The organism is Robertmurraya siralis, from assembly GCF_005502275.1.
GTDB classification, from domain to species: Bacteria; Bacillota; Bacilli; order Bacillales; family Cytobacillaceae; genus Robertmurraya; species Robertmurraya siralis.
Genome location: NZ_SWLZ01000028.1, coordinates 22,479 through 43,218, shown reverse-complemented (window position 1 = coordinate 43,218; position 20,740 = coordinate 22,479). Strand labels below are relative to the sequence as shown.

Sequence of the window (20,740 nt, the reverse complement as noted above, 5' to 3'; positions counted from 1 at the left end):
TGATGACATACATTTTACAGACCCATCACTTAACCAAAACATTTCAAGGGAAGGAAGTCATCTCAAATGTCAATATGAGGGTGAAAAAAGGCGAAATTTATGGGTTTCTTGGCCCAAATGGAGCAGGAAAAACGACAGTTATGAGAATGTTGATGAATTTAATAAAACCCACGAGTGGCGAAATTAATATGTTTGGTCAGCGAGTAACAAATCAGTCCTATGAGTTGTTGAAACGAATTGGTTGTATTATTGAGTATCCTGTCTTTTACGATAAACTTACCGCAAAAGAAAATCTAGATTTACACTGCGAGTATATGGGCTATTATGATAAAAAAGCCATTGATGAGGCGTTAGATTTAGTAAATTTGCATAATGTTGACGATAAGGCAGTAAAAGATTTTTCTCTCGGAATGAAACAAAGGTTGGGGATTGCTAGAGCCATTATTACTAAGCCTGAATTGCTTATACTGGATGAGCCTATAAACGGGCTTGATCCAGTGGGAATCAAGGAGTTGAGGAATTTATTCCAATTGCTTTCAAAGGAGTACGGGATCACGCTGCTGATATCAAGTCATATTCTTGGAGAAATAGAATTGATGGCAGATACGGTTGGGGTTATTAGTGAAGGGCGTTTAGTTGAAGAAGTATCGATGGAAAGCATTAGAAACAAAAATACGAATTATATTGAAATTTGTACAAATGATAGTAAAAAGGCTGCTCTCGTTCTTGAGAATTCCTTGAATATTTCAAACTACAAAATTGTCGATCCATCGATGATTAGAATATATGAAACAGATATATCGCAACATGAAGTTGCAAAATCATTGATTTTGCAGGACGTTTCCATTCATTCGATCAATGTTAAAAATCATTCTTTAGAAGATTACTTTTTAACTTTAATAAATGGGGGCGGAAAAATTGCTTAAATTAATTCGTTTGGAAATAAAAAAACATAAAATGTTTGGATATGTCAAAGCTGCGTTTATTGCAAACATCATGATGATCGTATTGGCCTGTATATTACCTATTATAGATAGTATCGAAGGAGATTCTTACTTTATAGATTATAAAATGATGTTGATAGCGATCGACACGATGGTAAGGGGAACGTTTATTGTGTTTTCCGGGGTTCTCATTGCAAGGTTGATCATTGACGAATATAAAAATAAAACGATGCACCTCTTGTTTATGTATCCTATAAAGAGACATACGATTATGTTGGCAAAGCTTATCTTAATTTCAAGCTTCACATTTATAGCGATTGTGATATCTAATTTTATTGTTAGTGCTGCCTTTTACGGAATAAATTCATTCGCTCATTTTATCATAGATACAATCACGATGAGGATTATTGCGGAGCAGGCGGTAAAAGTATTGTTTACTGCATTATTTTCTGCAGGGCTAGGATTAATTCCCCTTTATTTTGGAATGATAAAAAAGTCTGTATCGACAACCATTGTAACTGCGGTTTTATTAGTTGGTGTAGTTGGATCTGACATTAATGGATTCTCATTATTTAATGTGATCATAATTCCTGTCACTCTCGCAGCGATTGGATTCATGGTCGCTTATATGTCTTTTAAAAATATAGAAAAAGTTGACGTCAATTAAATAAAATGGTGCCAAGGATAATACCCCCTCTGAAATTAGAGGGGGTATTATTTATAAGTGAAATTTGATAAAAAGTAGGAAGTTTTAGCCCAGCTAACTTAAAAATGCTCTTATGTCACCGTGTAATTTACCGTTCATGAAAAAATAACGACCGTTCATGAACAAATTCCAAAATGAAAGGGAAATTATGCTAGACTACAATTTAAATATAGCAACTGGAAAGAAAAGGCTAAAAAATTTGTCGTCTGATGTAAGCGGTTGCTGTTGTTGGGGAATATCACTGAAAACAGGATGATGTAATTAACGGGACGCAGCGAGCGTACTGTCTTTATAATATATATGGATTTTGATTTAATCAACTATCGTAGAAAGAGGTTGGAGATTGTGAGAAAATCGATTGCATATCGTATATTGTTTATCCTAATATTTTTAACAGTTCTTATTGCATTAAATACGATATTAAGTGGAGTAACAAACACACAAGTAAAACTATCTGCGGATATCATGGTAGAGTCTTTTCTCAAACTGGAAAAAGAGCAGGTTAAATTGGCAAAAGAAATGGGTCAGATTGATTTGTCTGTACAAACCTATATTTTAGGGAATGAAAAAGACAAAGGAGAAATATCAGAAGCGATTTTAACTCATACGGAACAGGCAAATATCAGCCTAAATGAGATTGAAAGCATAACGAATGAACTCTCGGAAAAAGCAATGAACAGTATACTTCATGATGCCTATAAACCATACATGGAGGACATGGAAGGTTTCCTCCAACAGGCTGGGACGATGGCTGAACATATTCAAAAGGATGATGTGGCAGCAGCTAATGGAAGCTATAATGCTTTAGAAACATTGTCTGCTGCTATGGGAGAGTCGGGAGATCATTTTCAGACAATTCTAAATGAACGTATCGACCATGAAAACTCTTTGATTCATTCAAGAATAAGTCGATCGACTGTTATTGTGTGGTCAATGGCGGCAATCTTTATTATCACAGTTGCTGTTACTTTTTGGTTTTCTTTGAAAACGATCATTACTCCTCTGAAAAATGCTCACACAAATCTGAGGAATATCATCGCAAAACTGGAGAACAATGAAGGGGATCTGACGGTTCGATTAGAAAGCAGATCGGAAGATGAAGTGGGTCAAATTATAACAGGCATAAATCGTTTCTTAGAGACTTTACAAAATGTAATCATTGCAATCAAAACGAGTTCCAACGAAATTAATAAGTCCACGAAAAATATTAGTGTGCAGATAGGGCAAAGTCAGGACGCCACCTCTAATATTTCTGCCAGCTTAAATGAGCTGTCGGCAGGGATGGAAGAAGTGAGTAGTATGATACAGAACATAGATGCTGGAGCACAAGAAGTTCTGTCAGAAGCAAATGTTCTAGCCGATCATGCAGAGTCAAACTCCAATCAGGTTGTTGAGATCGTCGAGCGTGCTGATGAGATTCTCGCCCAGTCCAATCAGAGTAAATTAGAGATGGCATCGGTTGTAGAGGAGATTAAGCAGGCAATGGATACGGCGATCAAGAATAGCCAGTCTGTAGAGAGAATTAAGCAGCTTACTGCAGATATTTTAACGATTTCATCACAAACCGATTTATTAGCGCTTAATGCATCTATTGAAGCATCAAAAGCAGGAGAGGCCGGAAAAGGCTTTGCAGTAGTAGCAGAAGAGGTGCGGAAATTATCAGAGAGTACAAAGAAATCTGCAACAGACATCCAAAATACGAGTGCATTGGTTACAACCTCAGTAGCTGATCTTGTTCAAAATGCTAATAAGATTATGTCTTACATAACGAAGAAAGTGTTGGACGATTATGACGTTTTTGTGGAGCAGGCAAAAACATATAAGGTGGATGTGGATACGATCAACGAAATGCTCGTTCGTTTAACAAAAGCCTCAGGAGATTTAAGAAAGATATCTACAGATATGGCTTATGGCATCCAAGGAATTACAGCTGCTGTTGAGGAAAGTACAGAAGCAATGATTCTATCTAATGAGAATACAGCGAATTTATTAAGCTCTATTTCCGTTATTTCCGATGAGGTTGCGAAAAATCGTGAAATCGTAATGGATTTAGACAATCAAGTTAACAGCTTTAAAAAGGTTGAGAAATAATAATAAATAGGGTTAAGGATGTAACAAATAACCGTGAATACCGAGAGGAATGATTCTCGGTATTCACGGTTAACATTTGACATTGAACCCTTTTAACAAACAGTGTTCTCTATTTTTACAAAATTCACTTTAGTTAAGGTGTCCATTCTGCACTAATAATCGCGACGAGTTCCCAATTTGAAGCATTATTAGGTTCAAATACTAGAAATACACTTTTCCAATCTTCATACACGGGTTCTTTGTAAAACTCGACGATTTTTGCTTTAGGGAATTTTGCTTGAATGCGTTCGTTCAAGTCGCTGCGCTGTGTTTCCGAGTCAAACATTTTATTATCAGAGTTAAGGAAAGTATCTGGTTTTAAGTACCTATCCATGTAACCTGTCGGCGTATATTTAAGCTCCATATTGGCGTCACCATAGCCCCAAAAATACTCCGTGTTATCTTCTAAAAGTGCAGGAACTTCATCTTTTTCAAAAACAGCGGAAAACTGTTCGATGTAGTCATAGAGGGATAAGAACAGCCCTTTTTCTGAATGGACGAAACTTGATAATAAATCCATATCTCGGTTGCGAAGGGCATCGTATATTTCTGTTGCTTTTTCTTCAACGGATACCTGCTCTTCTTCAGTAATCTCCGAATTTTTTTCGTCCTGCTCTTGCAGATTTTCCCGTTCATTCGCGTTAGGTGTTTGAGTTTGTTCTCCTATTTGCTCTCCATGATTCATCACAAAGCTTAAACCTAATATACTAATTAAAACAATTGCCGCTGCTGATGCAACTCCTATTTGTAACCTTTTCATGAGCGGATGTCTCCCTTCCGGTTGTTGGACCTCTACATCGTTTAGGGCATTCATGATATGCTGATGCATACGGTCTTGTTTTGATTTACTCATGCTATGAGTGGGTAATTTACTAAGCTTATCCTCTAAATTATTTTGGTTATTTTTCATTTGAGGTCCTCCTCACTGATTTGCTGCCGCAATGCCTTTATGGCGCGGTGATAATTTGTGCGTACCTCTGTTTCCTTACAATTTAATATTTGCGCTGTCTCCCGTACGGATAATCCTTGAATACCCCTTAGGATCATCACCTCTCGAAATTTCCTCTTCAATCTAGAGATGGAGAGATAAAGCTCTTTCTGTTCCTCATTTTTTAAAAGGATATGCTCCGGATTAGCGCTTGTTTGCTGCTCCCAAAAGCGCTCATCGAATGTTGTACTGTTTTTGCTAATCTTTGTCTCTTTTTTTCTGGCTTCGTCTATCGCTGTATTTCGGGCAATGGTGAAGAGCCAAGTTTTGGGTGAAGATTGATTCTTGTAAGAGTGAAGACCGCGCCCAGCTTTTATAAAAACCTCTTGCACTAAATCCTCTACATCTGTTGTACAGGTGTAGTAAACCAAAAAGTTGTAGACATCATTGCTGTATAGGTAAAACCATTCTGAAATAGTCTCTCTAACATTTGTCATAAAGTAAGGGTCCCCTTATAATTGAATTCACCTTATTAGACGGGTGAAATATTAATTTGTGTCAAAGATTTTTAGAATGGTCATTATGGAGAATTGATGGCAGAGTTTTAATTTTTATAGCAGCTTTTGCTAAGTGGATGCTGCTCGCTTGTCAATGAAAGGTTGAGTCAAAGTTAACTGGAGCAAATGCAAAAGGCATGATAGAAGTTATATAAGGAGCCACTGCCCAATCGTCCCTCCTGTCTTCGTTCATCAAACTTTTCTCCCATTCTCTTATAATTAAATTTGTTCACTACCATAACTTCCTTCCTGTTTTGGGTGAATATTTAATTTTATTTTAGAAAATAAAGTAAAATTAAAATAGCTAAGCTTTTATGATTAAGGAGGAATAATAAACGTGAAATTATTCAATTTTATTTTTTTGCTTGTTTTTACTGTTTTCTTGATCACAGGCTGCAGTGAGAAAAACCAAGAAACAGCTAAAAATAATGAAGGTTCTAATAATGTGAACGAAATTGCGGAGGATGAAGAGGACTCACAATTTAAGCCAGGCACATTCGAGCCGGGTAATTTTGAGCCAGGCAACTTCGAACCGGGCACGTTTGAACCAGGCGATTTTGAGCCGGGCACGTTCAAACCGGGAACGTTTTCTCCGGGTAATTTTGATGAAAATGTAACGATTTCGGTAGAAGAGAGTGAAATCGTAATTGAAGTTCCGAGCAATCTATTATTTGATTTTGACAAAAGTGAATTAAAATCGGATGTCATTGAAACGCTTGATCAGTTAAGTGAGGAGCTTAATATGTATGAAGGTGCCAATGTCTGGATAAATGGTCATACTGATAGTCAAGGAGACGAAATATATAATCAAAAGTTGTCGGAAGAGAGAGCACGAGAAGTGCAAAGCTATTTAGAGAAAAAAGTAAATTTGGAAACAATAAGCATTGAAACAAAAGGGTTGGGCCAGACAATGCCGATTGCATCGAATGAGACGGAAGAGGGAAGAGAGAAAAACCGCAGAGTGGAGATTGTAGTAGAACCTTTGCAGAAAAAATAATGGCTTTTCAAGTCTAAAAAATTAGTTTGACAAGTCCTCTTCTTCAATAATCGTTGAGATAGCATCGATATCACGGGTATCGGTGGAGATGTTTGAAGAAGTAATCGAAATTAGTGATGAAGAATTACATACGATTCAAAAACTGGTTTAGAAGCAAGGACACTTTTAGAGTTAAAGAATAATGTCAGCAAACTTCTCTTAGGGAGTAAGTCAATAAAGTAAATCGAGGGGCTTCTCGCAGGTAATTAATTAGGTGAGAGGCTTCTTTTGGGATAACAAGGAAACCGGTTTCTAAAATAATAAAAAAATGTAAAAAATCTTTTTAAAAATGATGATTATCAAGGTAATTAAGAGATTTAAAGATGTTGAATTGTTTATTTTCAAATAATTTATGTTAATTTATTTAATTTTAAGGGTTGATTTTTAAATAATATGCCATTATTATGGAAATGTAAGCGATTACTTGTTGAGTTTTGGTCTTTTACGAAACCGGTTTCCTAAAATGTGATGGTTTTATATTGGAGGTGTTCATTTCTTTAACAAATCTTTACAGGATAAAAACTATAAAAATATTAAATTGTTTAAGGGGGCATAAACTTGAAAAGTATGAAGAAAATGGCCATATTTGGAATCTCGTCACTGCTGGCGCTGTCTCTAGCAGCTTGTAGCGGAAACAATAAGGATGCAACAAGTGATCCTAAGGATAGTGATGAAGAAATTACGTTGGATTTCTGGACTTTTGGTGCGACTGGGTATGAAGAATTGGCAAAGGAATATGAGAAGGAAAATACGAACATAAAAATTAAAGTAAAATCATCTGAAACAGCCGATCATCATGATGCATTGTTTACTGCATTATCGGCTGGAAGTGGCGCACCAGATATTGCGATGCTAGAGATTGATCAATTTGACCGTTTTAAGGTTGCTCAAGATCGATTCGAGAATTTATATGATCTCGGCGCAAACGATGTGAAGGATCAGTATTTGGATTGGAAATGGAAGAGTGGAGAAAATACGGAAGGTGACTTCTTATTTGGTTTGCCAACAGATATTGGACCGAAAGCATTGTACTATCGTACCGATTTATTTGAAGAAGCCGGTTTGCCAACTGATCCAGAAGAGGTAGCTACTCTCATTAATTCTCCAGAAGAATTCGAGAAAGCCGGTTTACAGGTGAAAGAAAAAACTGGAAAGCCCTTTGTTGATAGTATCGAAATGGCGTTCAGAGCGTACTTAGATGCTGCAGGAACAGCGTATTTAACTCCTGATAATGAATTGAATTTAGGAGCTGACAGTGAGGTTAAAAAAGCATACGACTATGCGGTTCGTTTAAATGATCTCGGAATTGTAGGAAAATTTGAAATGTGGAGTCCGGAGTGGGCTAACGCGGTTAATAATGGTGAGTTTGCGGCAGAGCTTGGTGCAGGCTGGTTAAAAGGTTGGATGGAAGGAAATGCCCCTGATGCTGCTGGGAAGTGGAATGTTGCGACATTGCCAACTGAATTTGCTGCAAACTGGGGTGGCTCTTATATTGCTGTTCCAAAGGAAACGAAACATGCACAAGCAGCTTATGACTTTATTGAATGGCTTGTTTCACCGGAAAATCAATTAAAGTCATTCCAAAGCCATGGATTATTCCCATCGGCCCAATCGGTATATGATATGGACGAATTCAAGTCAAATGCAGATGAATTTTTCGGCGGGCAAGCAACAGCGCCTGTATTTGCTGAAGCTGCACAAGACATTGCAGGCATTCCATATAAAGGTGAAAAGTACTTCCCGATTCATAACGAAATTTTGAATGCTCTTAAGAACGTTCAAAATGAAGGAGCAGATCCAGAAAAAGAATGGGAAGCTGCTGTGAAGCGCGCTCAAGATTTATTAAATCGATAATTTACTAGAATGATAGCGGTCGGCTTACAGATGCAAGCCTTTGAAAAAAGCTTGAGACGTAAGCCGACCATCTTTACATTGACAACTTCACAACTGGAAGGACTGTCCTATGTTGAAATAGAAAGGCTTTTTTCGTAATGGTTGCTCTAGCATCGAGGCGGCGAAAAGTGCCGTACCTAAATAATATGCAGGTGTAAATGTTTGCTTTCTATCATAGAAAAAAGTCGGACGTTTACAAAAAACGATATTCATTACGAAAACAGCGAAGAGAAAAGAGGCGTGAAAATGAACTCGATTAGTAAGAAAGCAACTATATTTAAAAGAAAGAAATACAGGTCAGAAGAGAAAAAGGACATGATTTCTGGATATTTATATATAGCGCCTTTCTTCATTATTTTTACACTTATTGGTCTATATCCGGCCCTTTTTAGCATTTTCTTGGCCTTCCAGAAATGGAACGGTTTAAGTCCAATGACATTTAACGGGTTGGCTAATTTTCAAACCGTATTAACGGATCCCCTATTTTGGAAGTCGGTTTACAATACGATTATCATGGGGATACTGGGCACTGCTCCGCAATTAGTGGTTGGTCTAGTCCTCGCTTATTTATTGAATATGGCTTTTCTTAAGTTTAAAAGTTTTTTCCGTGTCACCATTTTTATGCCTTATCTAACTTCAATGGTTGCGGTCGCGCTCATTTTTAGTGTGCTGTTCAGTAATCATGAATCCTCCTTGGCCAATTTCGTGTTGACCAACTTCTTTGGACTTGATCCAATCGCATGGAAAGCATCGGAATGGGGAACAAAAATTGCCATTTCAATTATGGTTTTCTGGCGCTGGGTCGGGTATAACACGATTATCTATCTGGCGGGAATTCAAAGCATTCCCAATGATTTATACGAGGCAGCGACAGTTGATGGAGCCAATAAATTTCAGCAACTTTTTTATATTACGATCCCAATGCTAAAGCCTTTTATCATCTTAACGGTATTTACTTCAACGGTCGGAGCAATGCAATTATTCTCTGAGCCAACTGTGTTTTTAGGTAGGGATGCCTTTACAAGGGACGAAGCAATGACGATTGTTATGTACTTATATCGAGATGCATTTCGATTGCAGTCCTTTGGTACTGCGTCAGCAACCGCCATTATTTTATTGGTCATCATCACCGTGTTTGCTGTTTTCAATCTTAAGTTAACACAAGGATTTGGAAGGAAAAAGAGAGGTGGGGCAGATGAGTAAACAACACAATCAAAGACGTAAAAAATTCTCCATCGGCCGAATATTCGTCTATTTATTTTTAACGCTCGCTTCCCTTGTTTCGCTATTTCCTTTTTATTGGATGTTTGTGATGGCGACAAGGCCGAGCGCCGCTTATAACTCGATTCCACCAACTCTTACACCGGGAAATATGATGGTTGAAAACTTTAAAAAGGTGCTGAATCAAATTGACTTCTTTGGCGGAATGTGGAATTCTTTTATTCTCTGTGCTGTGGTGACCATTGTCGTTCTATTCATTAGTTCATTAGCTGGTTTTGCGTTTGCCAAGTTTAAATTCCCAGGCAAAAATGCTCTTTTTGTAGCAATTTTAGTTACGATGATTATCCCTCCGCAGCTAGGGCTCATTCCGCAATATTTCTTAATTTCTAATGCGGGTCTTTTGGATACATTACCAGGAGTAATGATTCTATTCTTTTTAAATCCTTTAGGAATTTTTCTCATGAGGCAATATATAGCTGAGGGTGTTCCAGATGAATTAATTGAAGCGGCGAAATTGGATGGGTGCTCCAATTTTAAAATTTACTGGCGCATTGTCTTGCCGATTATCTTACCGGCATTTGCTACTTTAGGAATTATCGTTTTCACTGCTGTTTGGGGAGAATTCTTATGGCAGTTCACCATTTTAAGGGATCCAGAAATGTATACGATTCAGGTAGCGTTGGCTCAGTTGAGCAATACCAATAATATTGATTTTGGCATGATTTTATCTGGTGTTTTCTGGGCAACTGTTCCATTACTAGTTATTTTCTTGCTGTTTAACCGCTTATTTATATCTAGTATTACGGAAGGGTCTGTAAAATAACCAATTTTTCCTACCCTGCTATTGTTTCATTTTCAAACTCCCTGTAATCTAACATTAAGAGAGAATTTAGATGGAAATAGAAGGGATAACATAATGAGTTTAACGATAGATGATATTGCAAAAATGGCAGGAGTATCACGTTCAACGGTTTCAAAAGTGATAAATAACTATGGCGGAATCAGTGAAAAAACAAAGAAAAAGGTCATGACCGTTATTACTGAAATGGGATATGCACCAAATTTTTCTGCACGTTCACTGGCAACAAAGAAGTCAAATCTCATTGGTCTTATCTACGCTGGTAAGATCAATGTAGATATGACCCATCCGTATTTCAATGAAGTTATTTCGACCTTTAAAAAAAATATTGGTCTGTTAGGTTATGATTTGTTAATGTTTTCCAATGAACATTTTCAAGGCAGCTATTTAGCAAGATGTAAGCATTTTAATTTGGACGGCTGTTTAATCATTGCTGGTGAAGAAGTAGAGAGTGCGACATATGAGCTCGCAGAAAGCGGTTTTCCTTGTATTGGGATTGATATCGAATTAACCGGACCAAGAGCAAGTTATGTCATGACAGATAATGTCAATTTATCGAGAAAAGTGGTAGAGCATTTCTATTTGAATTCCATTAGAAAAATTGGCTATATTGGTGGAATGCGTGAATCCGTTATTTCCAATCTTAGATTGAAAGGATTCACCGATGCTATGAATCAGTTTGGCCTGGAAGTTCATGAGGAATGGATTCAATATGGGGATTTCCAAGAAGAGAGCGGTTATGTCTCCATGAAGAACATGCTCAAGTTAAAGAATTATCCAGAAGCTATTTTTGCTGCATCCGACTTAATGGCATTGGGTGCGTTAAGGGCTATTGAAGAAGCTGATCTTCAAACACCAAGAGATATCCGAATTGTTGGATGTGATGATATTGCTGCTTGCCGATACAGCGCCCCAAAACTGACTACAGTTAAACAGGATAAAGAGAAAATCGGTAAATTATCAGCTTATATGTTGAATGATTTGATTGAAGGACAATCAAAATTAAAGCCTGTGTTTACTGACTCTGAACTCATCGTTAGGGAATCATGCGGCACGAATAAAACCTTCTGGTAATTGGTTCAAAGCTTCAAACCTTTTAATTATACATTAACAACAAGATTTGTATGGGGTGATAGGAGGTTTTTTGGTGGACTATTTTGCAGTTTTTGATGTGGGAGGTTCTGCAATAAAATACTCTCTAATGGATGAGACAGGCGCATTTTTAGAGAAATCTTCTGTTGCTACTCCGAAGGACGGGCTTGATTCCTTTCTTGATATTATCGATTCCACGGTTAAAAATTTTCAAAAAAACCATGAAATAAGCGGCATTGCTTTAAGCATGCCTGGAGCAGTAGATGTGGATTCGGGCTTTATTAAAGGAATTACAGCCATTGAATATATTCATGGACCCAATATAAAAGAAATGATTCAAGAACGGACACAGCTCCGTGTTGAGCTAGAAAATGATGCAAATTGCGCAGGGTTAGCTGAAGGGTGGATTGGCGCTGCAAAGGGGATTAAGGATTATATTTGCATTATCATCGGCACTGGCATTGGAGGAGCGCTTGTCCTCGATCAAAAAATTCGCCATGGTAAAAACCTGTTCGGCGGGGAATTTGGATACATGTTGCTTGAAGATTATTTAAACCAGCCAATCGGGGAGTCGTGGAGTGCGTTAGCTGCAACAGGAGGGCTGATTATCCAAGTTGCGAAGCGAAAAGGCCTGGAACCTGCTGCTCTTGATGGGCGAAAAATATTTAAGATGGCGGATGAAGGCGATCAGGAAGTGCAGGATGAAATAGAGAAATTTATGAAGCGCCTGGCTGTAGGTATTTATAATTTACAGTATATTATTGACCCGGAAAAAATTTTAATCGGTGGTGCGATTAGCAAACGTGAAGGGCTTATTGAGCAAATTAATGAAAAGTTAAAACTTATGAAACCGAATCATGAGTGCTTGGATATTCACGTTGAACCATGCCGATTTGGAAATGACTCCAATTTAATTGGAGCTCTATATCATTTTTTGCGAAGAACAGCGAATCTTTCTAACCAGTAAAATGTGAACGATCAAAATTTAAGCACGGGGGTGTTAGAAATTGATACATGAAAGACTAAAACCATTTCCGCATGAATTTTTATGGGGTTCGGCATCTGCCGCTTATCAAGTAGAGGGAGCATGGGATGAAGACGGAAAAGGGCCATCCAATTGGGATCAATTCGTCCGTATTCCCGGAAAAACGTTTAAAGGGACAACAGGTGATATCGCTGTGGACCATTACCATCGATATAAAGAAGATGTGCGTCTCATGGCAGAGATGGGATTAAAAGCGTATCGCTTTTCTGTTGCTTGGACACGAATCTATCCTCAAGGTAAAGGGGATATAAATGAAAAAGGCTTGTATTTTTACAGTAACTTAATAGATGAGCTTATTAAAAATAAGATCGAACCTATATTAACACTCTATCATTGGGATTTGCCGCAAGCATTGCAGGATGAATATGGCGGTTGGGAATCGCGGGAAATTATTCAGGATTTCACAAACTATGCGATTACTTTATTTGAGCATTTTGGCGACCGAGTAAAGTATTGGGTGAGTCTAAACGAGCAAAATATTTTTACTAGTTTTGGATATAGAACAGCTCTGCATCCTCCAGGGGTAAAAAATGAAAAGCTTTTTTATCAGGTGAATCATCATGCCAATCTAGCAAATGCTAGTGCTATTAAAGAATTTCGAAAGTATGTACCAAATGGCAAGATCGGGCCGAGCTTTGCCTATTCACCCTCTTACCCAGCTTCTTCAAAACCAGATGATATTCTTTCTGCGGAAAATGCTGAGGAACTAAATGCCCATTGGTGGATGGATGTGTATGCGTGGGGCACCTATCCACAAGTTGCGTGGAAGTATTTAGAGGAGAAAGGTTTAACACCATCTGTTGAAGACGGGGATTTCGAATTACTCAAGGATGGGAAACCGGATTTCATGGGAGTAAACTATTATCAAACGACAACTTTTGAACAGAATCCGCTTGATGGTATTGCCGAAGGAAAATTGAATACAACCGGAAAAAAAGGTTCCTCTCAAGATACCGGGGTACCCGGCCTTTTTAAAACAGTTAAAAACGCCCATTTAGAAAGGACGAATTGGGACTGGAATATTGATCCGACTGGTCTCAGGATTGCTTTGAGACGGATTGCCAATCGCTATAAATTGCCAATTTTAATTAGCGAGAACGGCTTAGGTGAATACGATAAGCTGGAAGAGGGTCTCGTCAAGGATGATTATCGGATCAATTACTTGCAAGTACACATAAAAGCCGTTCAGGAAGCTATTTCCGACGGAGTCAATGTCCTTGGCTACTGTACATGGTCGTTTACTGATCTTCTAAGCTGGTTGAACGGCTTTCAAAAACGATATGGTTTTGTTTATGTGAATCAACATGAAGAAGGGGAACACGATCTCCGCCGCATTAAAAAGGACAGTTTTTTTTGGTATAAAGAAGTGATTGAAACGAATGGGCGCAAGCTATAATGATTGAAAAGCGCTTTTGCGAAAGGATTTAAAGTAAACTTTATGGATTGTTAATATTTAAATGGTGCCTCGCGAAAATGGTATGAATTTTTGCGGGGCTTTTTTTGCAAGAATAAGTGTCGTAAACATTCAAATTTAATATTTGCAACGATTTGTATCGCTATTTTAATATAATTGTAATCAAAATACCCCTGCTCCTATGTTATAAATAATGTATTAGGAAGGGGTTGTCTTATGCATTCCTTAAAAAGGGGAGCCATCGCTCTAACAAGTGTAGTTTTATTTTCAACAAGTATTGTGGCAAATGCAGAAACAAGTCAAGGAATGATCACTTCTAGTCAAAACAAACTTCAGCAAAATGCTGAAAAGATAAATGAAAAAAAAGTTGAAAAGCAGGAAATAGCGGCTGAACTGCAAAATGTTCAAAAAGAGTTGAAAGCCATCGAGACGGAAATCGTAAAGACGACTGAAACGATCAATGCTCTTGAAGAAAAAATAAATAAAACGAAACAAATAATTGAAGATAAAAAAGAAGAAATCATTGTGCTTCAGGATAAGGTACATACCCGTAAAGAAGTAATGGAAGATCGGCTGGTTTCTTTGCAGCATAATGATCAGGTGAATGCGATTGTAGCCATTCTACTCAATGCTGAGAGTATTACTGATTTATTTGAACGGGTGTCAGCAGTTACGACGATCCTGGGAGCGGATAAAGATTTGCTAGAACAACAGAGAGCGGATCTTGCAAAGATTGAAGAAGAAAAAATAGCGATTGATCAACAAGAAGAAAAATTGGAAAAACAATATACCGAATTAGCTGCTAGTCAAACAACCTTGGATAACAGTTTGCAGAAAAGACAACAAGAATTGGCTGCTGTTCAAGCAAAATATGATGCGGTGAATAACGAGATCCATCTCGCAGAAAAAGAGAAGGAACTTTTTCAAAAACAATTAACTCAAGCTCAAAACAAGTTAAAACAAGAACGTCAAAATGCAGTTAAGACAGCTAATGTCGTTAATCAAAATAAAACACAGGCTAAAAGTAGGGCGCCAAAGGAAAATAGCACCGTTAAAAATACCATGTATGTTACCGCTACTGCCTATAGTCATGAAAGTTCAAAAACAGGATTAACGTATATGGGGTATAATATTAGAAAGAATCCAAATATGAAATTAATCGCTGTAGACCCTTCTGTTATTCCACTCGGTTCCAAAGTATGGGTGGAAGGCTATGGTGAAGCGATCGCAGGTGATACGGGAGGTGCCATTAAGGGTCATAAAATTGACGTATTAATGCCAAACGATGCTCAAGCAATAAGATGGGGACGAAAAGTAGTTAAAATTTCTATATTAAATTAGTAAACGACGAGGGCGTTTTAAGAAAAAGCGCCCTCGTCGTTTAGTTTATATGACCGTTTGATTAACTGTTCATTTTTCAACCAGGAGCGGCAATGATGTATGGGTGTAAATGGAGGAGGAAAAAATTTATGAATGATTTGCGAAAAACGGATCATTATAGATGAATTTTATGGATGAATTTGTTAGTATAAAAATATAAACAAAAATATAACGGTTTCAGGTAAAGGAAGTTGGTGAAAGTCCAACACGGTCCCGCCACTGTGAAAGGTTTAGCCTTAAGTCAGGTCATTTATCTGAAGATCGTGTAGAAAAAACAAAATGATCTCGAGGTAGGATCTTTTTGTTAACGGCGTAGTGAAAAGAACCTCACTATGCCTTTTTGTTTAAAATCACAATGTTGTGGTTTGTATGAAGTGAAGATGCTTCCAGCTGTCAAATTATTGACAGAAAAAGGGCCCTTATTGTAAAGTTGAGTTAGGCACAATGGCGTGTAAACAAAGCAAAGAAGCTTTATGGAAAGAAATTCTTTCTATTAAAGCTTCTTTTTTTTTATTTTCACGCAATTGCAAATTATCATTTACCTTTAGTTGCAGACTAAAAGGCATAGGTCTATTTGCCTGTTTAATATGATGGTAAATTTAGACCGAAATAGTGCATAGGGGGCCAAACTATTAAACCGTCTATCACAATTGGAGAACTCAAAGTTCAGCCGAAAAGAAGGTGGTAATATAAGGGGATTGGCAAGCCTAATGAAAACTCCATGATTTTAAGTTAAAAAGAAACATCGATTAAAGAAGATGAAATGACTTTTAGAAAGTGGGGAAAATAGTGAAATTCAAAAGTGTGAAAATGCGTACTCTATCATTAATTCTGCCGTTATTATTACTCATATTAGGGGCAATAATTGTTTTTTCTTATATCAGTTCAAAAAATATACTGGAGCAGCAAATTGAAGAGCGCATGAATAATCAACTGGAGAGTATTACAGAGACAATTGGAAAAAGCTTGGTAGCACATAGTAAAATACCAGAGTTAATCGCGAGACAAGTTGAAATATCCCCAAAGGATTACTCTTTAAACACCTATGAAGAAATGTTATTAAATGCTATTCCGTCAAATGATTCAACGTTCGGTGGTGGAATATTTTTTGAGCCGTTCAAATATAAAAATGACGTTGAGTATTTCTCAGCATTTGCTTATTGGGAAGAGGGTTCTATAAAAACAACTCAGGAGTACAGTGATCCAGCGTTCAATTATACGGCGCAGGATTGGTACACGATTGTCAAGGATACTGATCAAAGTGTTGTATTTACAAGTCCATATTTAGATACGAATGTTGATGTATCAATGGTTACAGCAAGTGCTCCATTTTATGATGATCAGGATAACTTCATGGGAGTGGCTACAGGCGACATTGATTTAAGTGAAATCCAAAAAATGATTCGTGATACGAAAGTAGAGGAAACCGGTTACTCCTTTTTAATAGATAAGAATGGGACATATATAGCAGATCTTGAAGCTGAAAAGGCAATGCAAGTAAACATACAAGACGATCCGAACACAGCGCTTGCAAAATTAGGCAATCAAATAGTTGAGAACGACGATGGAATTCTCCATTTTAAAGATCAGACAGGAGATTATTCACTGTTTTTTAAAAAAGAACCGCTTACAGATTGGACAATCGGCCTTGTCGTTCCAGATAAAGAATTATACGCTTCTTTGTCTTCATTATTTAGAAATTTAATGATTGTAAGTTTAATAGGAGTGGCGCTCGTAGTTGTCATTATTCTGTTTTATAGTAGATGGATTGTAAAAAATATAAACGATGTAAACGGAATGGCCGAAAAAATTGCAGATGGAGATTTGAGTTATACATTAACGACGAATAGTCAGGATGAGTTTGGTCAAATGGCAGCGCATTTAAATCGAATGAAAGATAATTTGGCCGAAATTATTCAAAAAGTTAGTTTACAGTCCCAGCAGGTTGCTGCTACTTCTGAGCAGTTATCTGCCAGCGCTGAGGAGTCAAGCAAAGCTACTGAGCAAATTACGTTGGCTGTTCAGGATGTAGCAACAGGATCTGAACAACAAGTTGAAAATACAACGATTTCAACCAATCGGGCGAATGAAATATCAAATGTCATTGAGGAGGCCCTGGATGCAACTGCCACAATTACAAAATTAATAACGGAAACAAATAAAAAGGCGAATGCGGGGAGTGAGGTGGTCGCCAATACATTAAAACAAATCGACTTTGTTCATCAAGCGACCACTGAAACAGCAAGCAGTGTAGATAGATTGGGAGAAAAATCAAACCAGGTAACTCAAATCGTTGATATGATTTCAAATATTGCGGAGCAAACCAATTTACTGGCGTTAAATGCTTCAATTGAAGCAGCAAGAGCCGGTGAACATGGACAAGGTTTTTCAGTGGTTGCAAATGAAGTGAAAAAACTAGCCGAGCAATCGAGTGATGCAACGAAAGAGATTTTCAACATTATACAAGAAATAAAAAATGAGACAGAAAGAACCGTCTCCGCTATGAATGATAATAAACAATCCGTTCAGGATAGCATAGAACTTGTTTATAAAACAGGAGACACTTTTAAAGAAATTGTTCAAATGATCGTGAATGTTGTTAATAATTCAAAGGAAGTTTCAGCGATTTTGAATGAAGTCCAAGCGAGCACTCAAAATATGGTTTCTGAGATTAAAGCTGTATCAGATATTGCCAAACAATCAGCGGAAAATATTCAGAATGTAGCGGCAGCATCGGAAGAGCAGAACGCTTCAATGGAGGATATCACCGCTTCCGCCTCGGTATTAAGCAGCATGGCCCAAGAATTACAAGAAGCGATAAGCAAATTCCGAGTATAATGTTAAAGCGACAAGCTTCTTAAAACAACAATGATAACATACATGCAGATGGAATCGTTACGAATTTGTGATAAGCTTTGACAAAAATAAATCTTAGTAGTAATCTTGAACTGAACACAATGACGTGTAGAAAAAAGCAGAGAAGCTTTATAGATAAGATGAGTTCATCTTTCTGTAAGGCTTCTCTTTTTTTGTTTGGCTTTGTTATATGTTGGTGTTGCTCTTTACTCATAATGAAAGTCGTGTGAAGCTTTGGTTCTCAGAACATGAGCCCAAAATCGCTCTACTTACAATATCGTTTAACAAGTTTAGAAAAGAAGGTTTACTTCCCATTATTGTATTTACCTCAAGCACAAGCAGGGAGGACCCGAGCAAACTTTTGGGATAAGTCAAGAAAGGGTCTTATTTATTGAAGAATGACGAAGGAATTTGCGAAAAATCTCAGCCCTAGCAGGTATCATTTGTACTTGAATCGTTTTGAAGATGCCCTGCGTGTTTTTCATTTGATGATTAGAAAGGAGAGACAGAAGTGAAGGAATTTTATTTACCAACGAAAATATTTATGGGAGACGATGCTCTCGATCGCCTAGAGCAACTAACAAATGAAAATATTTTTTTAATCACAGATCCTTTTATCGAAAAGTCTGGGATGTTGGATGAAGTGTTAGCTCGTATGAAAGGTAGGAACAATGATTTTGAGGTTTTTAGCGAGATCGTACCCGATCCACCAATCGAGACCGTAGTTTCCGGAGTGAAGGTAATCGAGGAATTAAACCCTGGTGTTATTATCGCCTTCGGAGGCGGTTCCACAATTGATGCTGCAAAGGCCATCAAGGATTTCGCGATAAAACTATCGATTCTAAAAACAGAGCCAAAGCTAATTGCGATTCCGACAACAAGCGGTACAGGGACAGAAGTAACATCATTTTCTGTCATTACTGACCAAGAGAAACAGTTGAAATATCCTATTGTTTCTGATTCATTATTACCGCAAGAGGCAATACTTGCTCCTAATTTAGTGAAATCAGTTCCTCCTGCTATAACAGCAGATACAGGGATGGATGTTTTAACCCATGGTATCGAGGCTTATGTCTCCATCAATGCTACTGATTTTTCAGATGCCTTTGCGGAAAAAGCGATTCAATTAATCTTTGAGTATTTACCAAGGGCATATAAAAATGGTGAAGATCTTGAAGCAAGGGAAAAAGTGCATCACGCTTCTTGTTTGGCGGGGATCGCCTTTAATATTGCAGGGCTTGGTATTAATCATAGTATTGCCCATGCTAGTGGAGCCCATTTTCATATTCCACATGGTAGAATGAATTCGCTTCTTTTAACAACTGTGATTGAATTTAATGCTGATATCCAGGATTTTTCAAATCGTCATTATAGTAATGCTGCGAAAAAATATGCAAAACTAGCAAAGATACTGGGTCTTTCTTCTACGAATTGTAGAATCGGCGTCAAAAATTTAAATCAACATATACGCCTTTTACAAAAAGAGCTCGATATGCCTACATCACTTCGGCAATGTGGTGTAACTTACGATCAAGTTGTTAAAGAGAAAAGGGTGATTAGTGAAGCCGCATTAATCGATGCTTGTACGAAAACGAATTGTAAGATTCCAGCCATAGAAGATTTAGAAAAGATTATTGAATCAATCAAATAAATTCATTAATAATTCACAAAAATTTGATTGACAACGTTTCCAGCTTTGATAAAATAATTAGAGAAGGCACAAGGTAGTGCTGATTAAACTTCGAGGGCAAAGGGGCTTTTGAAAAAAGTTATGTTTAACTTTTTCAAAGGCTCCTTTTTTCAATCCAATGAATCGAGGATACTTAATTTATTGGACAAAATCAAATAGAAGAACGGATGGATGAACATGGAAGAAAGGGCAAGGGTTATACAGGAATATGTTCCTGGGAAACAAGTCACTTTAGCCCATATTATTGCAAATCCTACTCCAGATTTGAAAAAAAAGTTAGGCCTTAATAATCAAAGTATGAATGCGATTGGAATATTAACGATCACACCTAGTGAAGCCTCTATTATCGCTGCTGATATTGCGACAAAATCAGGTAGCGTTGAGATTGGATTTGTCGATCGCTTCAGCGGCTCCGTTGTCATTACGGGAGATGTATCTTCAATTGAACATGCATTAAAAGAGGTCATAAGTGGACTAGCCGAGATCTTAAAATTCTCAATCCCAACCATCACAAGGACTTAATGCTTTATGATGAAAAAGATTATTTTCATAGGCAAAACAGGCAGTGGGAAAACAACACTATGTCAGAAGCTACATGGTGAAAACATTGAATACAAAAAGACACAGGCTATCGTTCCTTTTGAGTATGCGATTGATACCCCAGGAGAATACATTGAGAATCGCTTTTATTATAAAGCGTTAATTGTCTCTGCGGCTGACGCTGATTTTATTGGGCTTGTGCACGATTGTACGGAAGAGTATAACTATTTTCCTCCATCGTTTGGCTCCGTTTTTCCGAAGCCTGTAATAGGAATCATTACAAAAATTGATTTAGCAAAAAGTAAAGAGGATATTCTCCTTTCTGAAAAGTATTTAAAATTGGCAGGGGCAGATCGGATATTCCCTATTTCCATATCTTTAGAAGAAGGAATGAAAGAATTAAAAGATTATTTGCAAGGAACCATTTAAATAATTTTTGATTAAGGAGA

17 protein-coding genes and 1 riboswitch are annotated in these 20,740 nt (G+C 37.4%); of the genes, 15 read left to right on the top strand and 2 right to left on the bottom strand.

Going from position 1 to position 20,740, the window contains the following annotated elements; genetic code table 11:
* The first annotated feature begins 2 nt into the window (after nucleotides 1-2).
* The 3 genes from FCJ93_RS21710 (at nucleotide 3) to FCJ93_RS21700 (ending at nucleotide 3,741) form a co-directional block, all read left to right on the top strand.
* Nucleotides 3-926 (top strand): ABC transporter ATP-binding protein, encoded by a 924-nt coding sequence (locus tag FCJ93_RS21710; RefSeq protein ID WP_137744712.1) that lies wholly within the window; start codon nucleotides 3-5, stop codon nucleotides 924-926.
* Nucleotides 919-1,611, top strand: a complete 693-nt coding sequence (locus tag FCJ93_RS21705) for an ABC transporter permease (protein WP_170211382.1) — start codon at nucleotides 919-921, stop codon at nucleotides 1,609-1,611. Before FCJ93_RS21710 ends, FCJ93_RS21705 begins: the two co-directional genes overlap by 8 nt.
* Nucleotides 1,612-1,995: 384 nt before the next feature.
* Complete coding sequence (locus tag FCJ93_RS21700; RefSeq protein ID WP_170211381.1) at nucleotides 1,996-3,741, top strand: methyl-accepting chemotaxis protein; 1,746 nt, start codon at nucleotides 1,996-1,998, stop codon at nucleotides 3,739-3,741.
* A gap of 133 nt (nucleotides 3,742-3,874) precedes the next feature.
* On the opposite strand, the gene FCJ93_RS21695 is transcribed toward FCJ93_RS21700, so the two are convergent.
* Together FCJ93_RS21695 and FCJ93_RS21690 are read right to left on the bottom strand one after the other, a co-directional pair.
* The gene (locus FCJ93_RS21695) at nucleotides 3,875-4,690 is read right to left on the bottom strand and encodes a hypothetical protein (RefSeq protein ID WP_137744709.1); all 816 of its coding nucleotides are present in this window, start codon (nucleotides 4,688-4,690) and stop codon (nucleotides 3,875-3,877) included.
* On the bottom strand, nucleotides 4,687-5,205 hold the full coding sequence (locus FCJ93_RS21690) for an RNA polymerase sigma factor (protein WP_137744708.1): 519 nt from the start codon (nucleotides 5,203-5,205) through the stop codon (nucleotides 4,687-4,689). The genes FCJ93_RS21695 and FCJ93_RS21690 overlap by 4 nt, the downstream gene beginning before the upstream one ends.
* Nucleotides 5,206-5,602: 397 nt before the next feature.
* On the opposite strand from FCJ93_RS21690, the gene FCJ93_RS21685 reads away from it, so the two are divergent.
* From FCJ93_RS21685 to FCJ93_RS21625, 12 genes are all read left to right on the top strand, one after another.
* Nucleotides 5,603-6,262 (top strand): OmpA family protein, encoded by a 660-nt coding sequence (locus FCJ93_RS21685; RefSeq protein ID WP_095312928.1) that lies wholly within the window; start codon nucleotides 5,603-5,605, stop codon nucleotides 6,260-6,262.
* A gap of 606 nt (nucleotides 6,263-6,868) precedes the next feature.
* On the top strand, nucleotides 6,869-8,155 hold the full coding sequence (locus FCJ93_RS21680; RefSeq protein ID WP_095312993.1) for an ABC transporter substrate-binding protein: 1,287 nt from the start codon (nucleotides 6,869-6,871) through the stop codon (nucleotides 8,153-8,155).
* 285 nt (nucleotides 8,156-8,440) lie between these two features.
* Entirely contained in the window at nucleotides 8,441-9,397 is a 957-nt protein-coding gene (locus FCJ93_RS21675; RefSeq protein WP_095312991.1) for a carbohydrate ABC transporter permease, read from the top strand.
* On the top strand, nucleotides 9,390-10,238 hold the full coding sequence (locus FCJ93_RS21670) for a carbohydrate ABC transporter permease (RefSeq protein ID WP_095312926.1): 849 nt from the start codon (nucleotides 9,390-9,392) through the stop codon (nucleotides 10,236-10,238). The genes FCJ93_RS21675 and FCJ93_RS21670 overlap by 8 nt, the downstream gene beginning before the upstream one ends.
* Before the next feature lie 93 nt (nucleotides 10,239-10,331).
* Nucleotides 10,332-11,348: a LacI family DNA-binding transcriptional regulator gene (locus tag FCJ93_RS21665; RefSeq protein WP_095312924.1), complete on the top strand. Its 1,017-nt coding sequence runs from the start codon at nucleotides 10,332-10,334 to the stop codon at nucleotides 11,346-11,348.
* 73 nt (nucleotides 11,349-11,421) lie between these two features.
* Nucleotides 11,422-12,333 carry an ROK family protein gene (locus FCJ93_RS21660; protein WP_095312922.1) on the top strand — a complete coding sequence of 304 codons (912 nt, stop codon included), beginning with the start codon at nucleotides 11,422-11,424 and terminating at the stop codon, nucleotides 12,331-12,333.
* A 40-nt stretch (nucleotides 12,334-12,373) separates the two neighbouring features.
* On the top strand, nucleotides 12,374-13,807 hold the full coding sequence (locus FCJ93_RS21655; RefSeq protein WP_095312920.1) for a glycoside hydrolase family 1 protein: 1,434 nt from the start codon (nucleotides 12,374-12,376) through the stop codon (nucleotides 13,805-13,807).
* Between the two features lie 234 nt (nucleotides 13,808-14,041).
* Complete coding sequence (locus FCJ93_RS21650) at nucleotides 14,042-15,166, top strand: 3D domain-containing protein (protein WP_095312918.1); 1,125 nt, start codon at nucleotides 14,042-14,044, stop codon at nucleotides 15,164-15,166.
* A 197-nt stretch (nucleotides 15,167-15,363) separates the two neighbouring features.
* Nucleotides 15,364-15,514, top strand: a riboswitch (adenosylcobalamin (AdoCbl) riboswitch).
* 480 nt (nucleotides 15,515-15,994) lie between these two features.
* On the top strand, nucleotides 15,995-18,043 hold the full coding sequence (locus FCJ93_RS21645) for a methyl-accepting chemotaxis protein (protein ID WP_137744707.1): 2,049 nt from the start codon (nucleotides 15,995-15,997) through the stop codon (nucleotides 18,041-18,043).
* Between the two features lie 529 nt (nucleotides 18,044-18,572).
* Nucleotides 18,573-19,712, top strand: a complete 1,140-nt coding sequence (locus FCJ93_RS21635; protein WP_095312914.1) for a 1-propanol dehydrogenase PduQ — start codon at nucleotides 18,573-18,575, stop codon at nucleotides 19,710-19,712.
* Between the two features lie 216 nt (nucleotides 19,713-19,928).
* On the top strand, nucleotides 19,929-20,273 hold the full coding sequence (locus FCJ93_RS21630) for a BMC domain-containing protein (protein ID WP_137744721.1): 345 nt from the start codon (nucleotides 19,929-19,931) through the stop codon (nucleotides 20,271-20,273).
* A gap of 9 nt (nucleotides 20,274-20,282) precedes the next feature.
* Complete coding sequence (locus FCJ93_RS21625) at nucleotides 20,283-20,720, top strand: EutP/PduV family microcompartment system protein (RefSeq protein ID WP_095312988.1); 438 nt, start codon at nucleotides 20,283-20,285, stop codon at nucleotides 20,718-20,720.
* The last annotated feature ends 20 nt before the right edge of the window (nucleotides 20,721-20,740 follow it).

Excerpts from the sequence above, each read along its gene's own strand:
- FCJ93_RS21710 (WP_137744712.1), top strand. The coding sequence starts at position 3 with ATGACATACATTTTACAGACCCATCACTTAACCAAAACATTTCAAGGG.
- FCJ93_RS21695 (WP_137744709.1), bottom strand. The coding sequence starts at position 4,690 with ATGAAAAATAACCAAAATAATTTAGAGGATAAGCTTAGTAAATTACCC.
- FCJ93_RS21690 (WP_137744708.1), bottom strand. The coding sequence starts at position 5,205 with ATGACAAATGTTAGAGAGACTATTTCAGAATGGTTTTACCTATACAGC.
- FCJ93_RS21680 (WP_095312993.1), top strand. The coding sequence starts at position 6,869 with ATGAAGAAAATGGCCATATTTGGAATCTCGTCACTGCTGGCGCTGTCT.
- FCJ93_RS21675 (WP_095312991.1), top strand. The coding sequence starts at position 8,441 with ATGAACTCGATTAGTAAGAAAGCAACTATATTTAAAAGAAAGAAATAC.
- FCJ93_RS21670 (WP_095312926.1), top strand. The coding sequence starts at position 9,390 with ATGAGTAAACAACACAATCAAAGACGTAAAAAATTCTCCATCGGCCGA.
- FCJ93_RS21665 (WP_095312924.1), top strand. The coding sequence starts at position 10,332 with ATGAGTTTAACGATAGATGATATTGCAAAAATGGCAGGAGTATCACGT.
- FCJ93_RS21650 (WP_095312918.1), top strand. The coding sequence starts at position 14,042 with ATGCATTCCTTAAAAAGGGGAGCCATCGCTCTAACAAGTGTAGTTTTA.
- FCJ93_RS21630 (WP_137744721.1), top strand. The coding sequence starts at position 19,929 with ATGGAAGAAAGGGCAAGGGTTATACAGGAATATGTTCCTGGGAAACAA.
- FCJ93_RS21625 (WP_095312988.1), top strand. The coding sequence starts at position 20,283 with ATGAAAAAGATTATTTTCATAGGCAAAACAGGCAGTGGGAAAACAACA.